Origin of the sequence: Hymenobacter sp. (assembly GCF_035709525.1) — a bacterium.
In the GTDB taxonomy this organism is placed as follows: domain Bacteria; phylum Bacteroidota; class Bacteroidia; order Cytophagales; family Hymenobacteraceae; genus Hymenobacter.
Window position 1 is genome coordinate 1 of the sequence record NZ_DASTEP010000048.1, and the last position, 6,586, is coordinate 6,586.

Below are 6,586 nucleotides of genomic sequence, written 5' to 3' on the forward strand. Positions count from 1 at the left end.
GGCCCCTCCCCTCCGGGAGAGGGGAGCCTGACGTCAGCGATTCAGAGAAATATTATTGATGAAAGCCCCAGCAATTCGCGTTGCCGGGGCTTCATTTTTCTCCTAAACTCGTTAGGCTCCCCTCTCCCGGAGGGGAGGGGCCGGGGGTAGGGTAAACGCGCCGGGGCGTCGTTTAATAAGCCAATTCCAAGCTCCGGCTCAGGGTGCTATAATCGCCGCATAGCGTCTCCACGCCGCGCCGGATGGCCCCCGAAAAGTCGCCCACCTTGCGGCGCGTGAAGGTCGAGATTTCCATGCCGCGCTGCTTGAGCGAGTACTTGGCGATGGTGGGATACACGTCGTGCATCACGCCCATGTTCTTGATAAAGAACTGCTGCACCTCGCCTACCTCCTTGGCCAGGCTGGGGTTATCGTAGTTGTTGCACAGCCACACGATGAGCTCGGGAAAGAAATTGCCCTGAATGCACGAGAGCCCGGCGGCCCCGGCACGCAGCGACTCCACGGCGTGGCCCATATAGGCATCGTAGAGGCCGAATTTAGAGCCTGCGGCGGCCGCGATTTTAGCGCGCACCTGGTCGATGTCCAGGCAAGTATCCTTGTGGTAGGTGACGCGGCCGGTGCCCACGAACTGGCCCAGCTGCTCGGCCGACAGCACGCGCTTGTAGGGCACCGGGCACTCGTAGAAGCCCAGCGGGATGCCCGGCGTCTGGTCGAGCAGCTGGAAAATACGGTCATTGAAAACGGCGTCGGAGTCGGTTTCGTCGGCCAGCAGGCCGGTGATGGCGATGACGGCCTCGGTGCCCGCTTCGTGGACTTTCTTCACAAAATCGGCTTGCTCGGAAAGCGGCCCGGCGAAGGTGCCCGTGGCCACCACGGGCACCGCACCGCCCGCCACGTTCACCACGTGCCGGATGCTTTGCAGGCGCTCCTCAGCGCTCAGCTCAAACATCTCACTGGAGAGACAGTTGGCGAATAAACCCGCCGCGCCGGCCGCTATGTACATCTCCGTCAGGCGGGTAAGGGCCGGGTAATCAATCTGCCCATCGTTTTGAAAGGGCATGAGCATAACGGGGATAAATCCCTTGGCTGGCGTTTCCATAGTGATAGTGGGGACCGGGAGCCGTCCGGGTTGGGCTCCCTAGGTGCTTAGAAAAATTGACTTAATAAACAGTTTGCTTGAGTTCGGCGGCGGGGCTGGCGGCTACGGCGGGGCGCTTGCGCAGGCGCGCTAACAGCAGGCCGAGCAGGAAGATGGTGAGCGTGCCCACCACGATTATCATGCTCTTGTGCAGCGGGTTGCGGAAGGCCGCCAGGCCTGCGGGCAGGTTGGGCGAGAAGGTCATCCAGAGAATGACCAGCACGCCGATAATAGTGGCCAGCAGGGCCTCGTGGTTGCGCGTATGGCGGCTCACCACGGCCAGCAGAAACAGGCCCAGCATGCCGGCGGCGAAGATGCCCGACAGCTCCCACCAGACGTCGAGCACGCTTTTTACGCCTATCATGGCGATGCCGGTGCCCATGCCCAGCAGGCCTACCGCCACGGTGCCCACGTGCAGCAGCCGCATGGTCTGGCGCATACCTAGGTCGGCCTTGAAGTACCGCTCGTAGATGTCGGCCACGAACACGGTGGCCGAGGCGTTCATGCCCGAGCTGATGGTGCTCATAGCAGCCGACAGAATAGCCGACACCAGCAAGCCCACGAAGCCCGGCGGCACCTTGGTGACGATGAAGTGCGGCATCACCTTGTCGCCGTAGTCGGCGGGCTGGAGCTGCGCGGCGGCCTGCGCGAGCTGCGCGGCGGTGGCCGTGAGTGGCAGCTTTTCGGCGGCCACTTTCAGCTTCACGGCCTCAATCAGCTCGGGGTGCACCTGGTAGTAGGCATACAGCGCCGAGCCGATGACGAAAAACAAGAACGACGCCGGCAAGTACACCTGCACGCACAGCCAGATAGACTTGGCCGCCTGCTTGGCCGAGGTAGCGGTGTGGTAGCGCTGCACGTAGTTTTGGTCGACCCCGAAGTTGTTGAGGTTGATGAAGAAGCCGTACAGCAGCACCACCCAAAAGGTAGACTGCGTGAAGTCGCTGGAGAAGCCACCGAGGCTAAATTTATCGTCGTGCTGCCCAATTTCCACGACCTTGGCCAGGCCGCCCGGCAGGTTGCTTATTACCAGGTACAGAATGAGCAGCGCGCCCCCAGTTTTGATGACGCCCTGCACTACTTCGGTCCAGATAACGGCCTCAATGCCACCTAGGACGGTATAAATGATGATAGAAACGCCCGTCACGAGCATTATCATCTCCATCGAAAAGCCGGTGAGCGCCTGCAAGGTGAGCGCGATACCGAAGAAAATCGACCCGATGCGCGCCAGCTGCGTCAGCAGAAAGCACACCACGGCGTAGGTGCGCGCCCAGGAGCCAAAACGCTTTTCGAGGTGGGTGTAGGCCGATATTTCGCCCGTAGCGCGGTAAAACGGCACAAAGTAGCGCGCCGCCACCCACGCCGCCAGCGGCATCGACAGGCTAAAAACCAACGCGTTCCAGTTGGTGCCAAACGCCTTGCCCGGCACGCCCAAAAAGGTATTGCTGCTGAGAAAGGTAGCGTAGATGCTCAGCCCGATGGCCCAGCCCGGAATCTTGCCGGAGGCGCTGGAATACTGCTCGGGGTTGCTGTTTTTGCGGGCGAAATACACCCCCACGCCTATCATGGCCGCCAGGTAGAGCGCGATGATGGCGAGGTCGAGAATGCGCAGATTATTCATAAGGCAATATGGGCCGAAATGCTGCGGTTTCTTGCCTGTTAAGAGGGTTCACTATTCTATAGCAAACTTATTTACACACCCGGCCGACATGGTGTATAATGTTCCCTTCTCATTGTAGCATCTTGACGTGTGCAGGCGCTGCGCCACCGTTTCTTCATCATTTACTCATAAAAATCAGCTGTTTATAAAGTTATCAGCCCATCACCACTAGCTTGCCGAAGCTCGACAGCTAGCGCCGGTTAAGCCACCCTTGCGCTGATAAGAACGCTAACGGCTTAAAAAATCACTGTACTTCCAGCCCCGATAGGCTTAGCCCTGCCGCATCGACAGCGGCGAGCTTCACGCGGTAGCTGCCCGCGTTTATCATAGTGCCGGTGCTGGTGGTGAGGTAGTTCCACTTGCCGGGCTTGGAGGGCAGCAGCTCCACGTTTTCCTCTTTGATAAGCAGCTTGCCATCAGCACCCATGATGGTCAGCTTGGCGGTCAGGGGCTTGGCAAGCGGATTGGCGTAGCGGAAAGTAAGCGAGTACGTATCGGCCACGCCCGTCTGGATGGTCCACTCCACCACGCCGCCGCTGGCTTCCTTGAAGGTGAGGCTTTCCTTGGCGTTGACCGTTTCCTTCACCACGCCGGGGCCGCTGACGCGGGCGGTGGCCGGCTTGTAGCCGGTGATGGGCTTGAGGTCGTAGGCGGGCTCGATAGTGCTGGCGCGCTGCACGGCCACGAGGCAAGGCGAGGCCCCTAGGGCCACCGTGGCGCCGGCCGGCAAGCGCTGGCGATACACGCGGTATACACGGCCCCCGGCTTCGTCGGTTTCAAGGGTCGTTTTCGTATCCTCGTAGGGTTTAAGCCAGTCGGGGCGGGCGGCTTGCTTGGCGTCGAGGGCGACGTAGACATCGGCGGCGGTGCTCACGCGGAACGTGGCGCGCGAAGTTTGCCCGGCTCTGGGGCTGGGGCTGGGCGCTTGCAGCCACTCGGCCCCGTAAAGCGCCGAGGGCAGCTTGCTGAACGTGGCCGGCGCGTCGGTGTACACCGGGCGGCCCGTATCCAGCCACGTTTGGGCGAGCCACGGCGCGGTGGGCTGTACGCCAGTGATTATAGGCTGCGGGGCGGGCGCCGCGTTGGCACTTGCATCGAGGCTGGCGATGGCGATGGCCGAAAGCAGGGCCTGGCCCGAGGCGATGTGCGGAAACGAGAGCACCAGCTCGCCGCCCGCTACGCGGGCTTTCACGGTCTTTTTTAGGGCCTGGTCGTGGCCGGCTTCGCGCCAGATATCCAAGTCTTTAATAACCGTCTGATTATTCACGGCCACGTCGAACAAACGCCAGCCGGTGCAGTCGAGCCCGCCGCCCGTGCCCAGCCACGATTCCGCAAAGTATAGCTCGACCAGGTACTCACCATCGGGCACCGGGAAGGCGTAGCGCAGCTGCTCGCGCCCGTAGCGGAAGTCCTGAAACAGCGGCCCGTCGGCCGTGCCGGCGATGGGGTCGAAGGTGCGGCGCTGGCTAGCGAAGAAGGGATTAAGGCCCGGAAACTCCCGCGTCCACGACTCGGAGCCCCAGGTTTCGGGGCTGGTGCGCGGCTGGTCGGCGGCCCAGGCTTGCCCTAGGTGGTCCGTATAGGCGGGGCCGCCGCAGTTCACGCGGTAGAGGTAGTGGTAGCCCGGCTGCGCGGCGGTCAGCGGCTGGCCCGATTCCTGGCCCAGCAGCGCCCCTAGGTGCGGAGCCGCGGGCAAATGGTGTAGCACGAGGTAATCTTTCGCCACAGCTTTGCCGCCCACGTAGCCCACGGCGTACAGCACGTTGTACTTGATGTCAACGCCATCCCACTGAAAATGCGTACCGATACCGCCCGCGCGGGTTTTACGACCTAGGGAAACGGCGTTCACGTCGTTGAACAGCTCCACCTCGTCGCAATTGGAATACACGGTGATGCTGTCTTTGCGGCCGGGTGCGAGCCAGCGGTCGGGCCAGGTGTGCGAGGCGAGGTACACCATCGGCTCGGTGGCCTTGGGCGCGTAGTTAGCCCGGAACATATAGAAGGCGTCGGTGGGCTCCTCCCAGGGCGTCAGCAATCCTTTATAATTCACTGGTCCAATGCGGTCTAGCTCGCGCAAGCCTTCGCCGCCCTGCACCCGGCCGGGGTTGTCGTGCGAGGTCAGCAGCCAGAAAAACTGGCCCGCCGTGCGGTCGCGGGCCGATTCGGCCAGGCGCACTTTCAGCTCCATGAGCTGCGTCATGCGGTCTTCGCTGAGCGGCCCAGTGGCCTGAAATGGGCCGCTGCTATGCAAATCGAGCGTGCGCCAGGCCCCGTACTCGCCGATGAGCACCTGGCGCTCGACGTCAGCAGCGTAGGCCAGCGGGTCGCCGCCGTAGGTACCGGTCCAGTTCTGGGGCACGTCCCAATCGGTGCCCTGGCCGCCGTTGCAGGTCGTGACCTTGCGCTCGCGCGAGGCCGTGGGGTCGAGCTGCCGGATGAGGGCGGTGCACTCGCGGGCAAAGTCGGCGGGTAGCGTGCTTTCATTTTCGAGGCCCCATAGCACTACCGAGGGCGAGTTGCGGCGCTCCTTTATCCAGTCGGTGAGCAGGGTTTTAAAGTTCTGGCGAAAGGCCGGCGTATCGTACCACACGTGCGCCGCCAGCTGCGGCCACCACAGGATACCTAGGGAATCCCAATTGGCCTGGTAGCGCAGGTTGTGCGGCTGGTGCGCGTCGCGGAAGGCGTTGAAGCCGCTGGCCTTCACCATCGCTACGCGGGTGCGAATCTGCTCGGGCGTGAAGGCATGGCTTTGGCCCAGCAAGTGCTCGTATTCGGCAATGCCATTGATGAAAACCGGCTGGCCGTTGAGCAAAAATTGCTTTTGCCCCGCCACCGCGGCCCGGCCAATCGGCCAGCTCACCCACCGGATGCCGTAGGGCGTTGCTACCTCATCGAGCAGCTTACCGTGAGCGCTGACTTTGGTAACGAGCCGGTATAAATACGGGTCGGCCAGCGACCACAGGTGCGGCTGTTTTAGCTGTGGCAATTGCTGCCGCAACTGCGCCGTAGCGCCGGCCGCCAGCTTCTGCTTGGTTTTGACTTCAGCCACTACCCTCCCCTGCCGGTCGAGCAACTGGCTCAGCACGGTCAGCGGCTGCACCTTGTCGGCATAGTTCTTAACCTCCGTTTCTACGTTAAGCTGCGCCCGCTGGGCCGACAGCGTCGAATCGGCCCACACGTGCACGCCAAACGGCTCAACACGCACGGCATTGGTAATCAGCAGTGATACCGGCCGGAAAACACCCATCGGCTGCGAGCCTTCCGAAAAGCCGCGCTCTTCGGAGCAGCCGCCGCACACCCAGGGCAAATCCTGGATGCCGGCCGGGTGGTCGGCGCGCACGGCCAGCACGTTGGGGCGGCCATCGCGGTGCAGAGCGGCCGTGGCATCGAGGGTAAAGGTGGTGCGCCCGCCCGCGTGGAAGCCTAGCTTCTGGCCATTCAGCCACACGGTGGCGTAAGAGCCCACGCCCTCAAAAAATAGGAAATAGCGGGCATCTGGCGCGGCGGCCGGCGTGGCGAAAGTTTTGCGGTACCAGGCGTAGCCGTGGCGGTTGCCGTGGCGCAAGCGGCGGTAGCCGGCGTAGGCGTCCCAGTTGTGGGGCACCGCCACGGTTTGCCAGGCTTGGTCGTCGAAGTCGGGGCGCTCGAAGTTGGGATGGGCTTGGGAGTTTTGGTCGTCGGCGGTGGTACGCCAGTTTTCTAGCAGCGGGATTTCGCGGCGCGCAGTTTGGGCGTGGGCGGCGAGGGTGAGTAGGAGCAGTAGACTCGCCAGGTGGGCGCACCTCACC

The 6,586-nt window shown here is 62.6% G+C and carries 3 protein-coding genes; all 3 read right to left on the bottom strand.

The window, feature by feature from the left end; genetic code table 11:
• Positions 1 to 172: 172 nt before the first annotated feature.
• The gene (locus VFO93_RS04225) at positions 173 to 1,099 is read right to left on the bottom strand and encodes a dihydrodipicolinate synthase family protein (protein ID WP_325133076.1); all 927 of its coding nucleotides are present in this window, start codon (positions 1,097 to 1,099) and stop codon (positions 173 to 175) included.
• 61 nt (positions 1,100 to 1,160) lie between these two features.
• Positions 1,161 to 2,759 carry a sodium:solute symporter gene (locus tag VFO93_RS04230; protein WP_325133077.1) on the bottom strand — a complete coding sequence of 533 codons (1,599 nt, stop codon included), beginning with the start codon at positions 2,757 to 2,759 and terminating at the stop codon, positions 1,161 to 1,163.
• A 283-nt stretch (positions 2,760 to 3,042) separates the two neighbouring features.
• Positions 3,043 to 6,586, bottom strand: a 3,544-nt coding sequence (locus VFO93_RS04235) for a malectin domain-containing carbohydrate-binding protein (protein WP_325133078.1), incomplete at its 5' end; no start/stop codon positions are given.

Bases quoted from the DNA above. Each gene is read 5' to 3' on its own strand.
- VFO93_RS04225 (WP_325133076.1), bottom strand. From the start codon at position 1,099: ATGGAAACGCCAGCCAAGGGATTTATCCCCGTTATGCTCATGCCCTTT.
- VFO93_RS04230 (WP_325133077.1), bottom strand. From the start codon at position 2,759: ATGAATAATCTGCGCATTCTCGACCTCGCCATCATCGCGCTCTACCTG.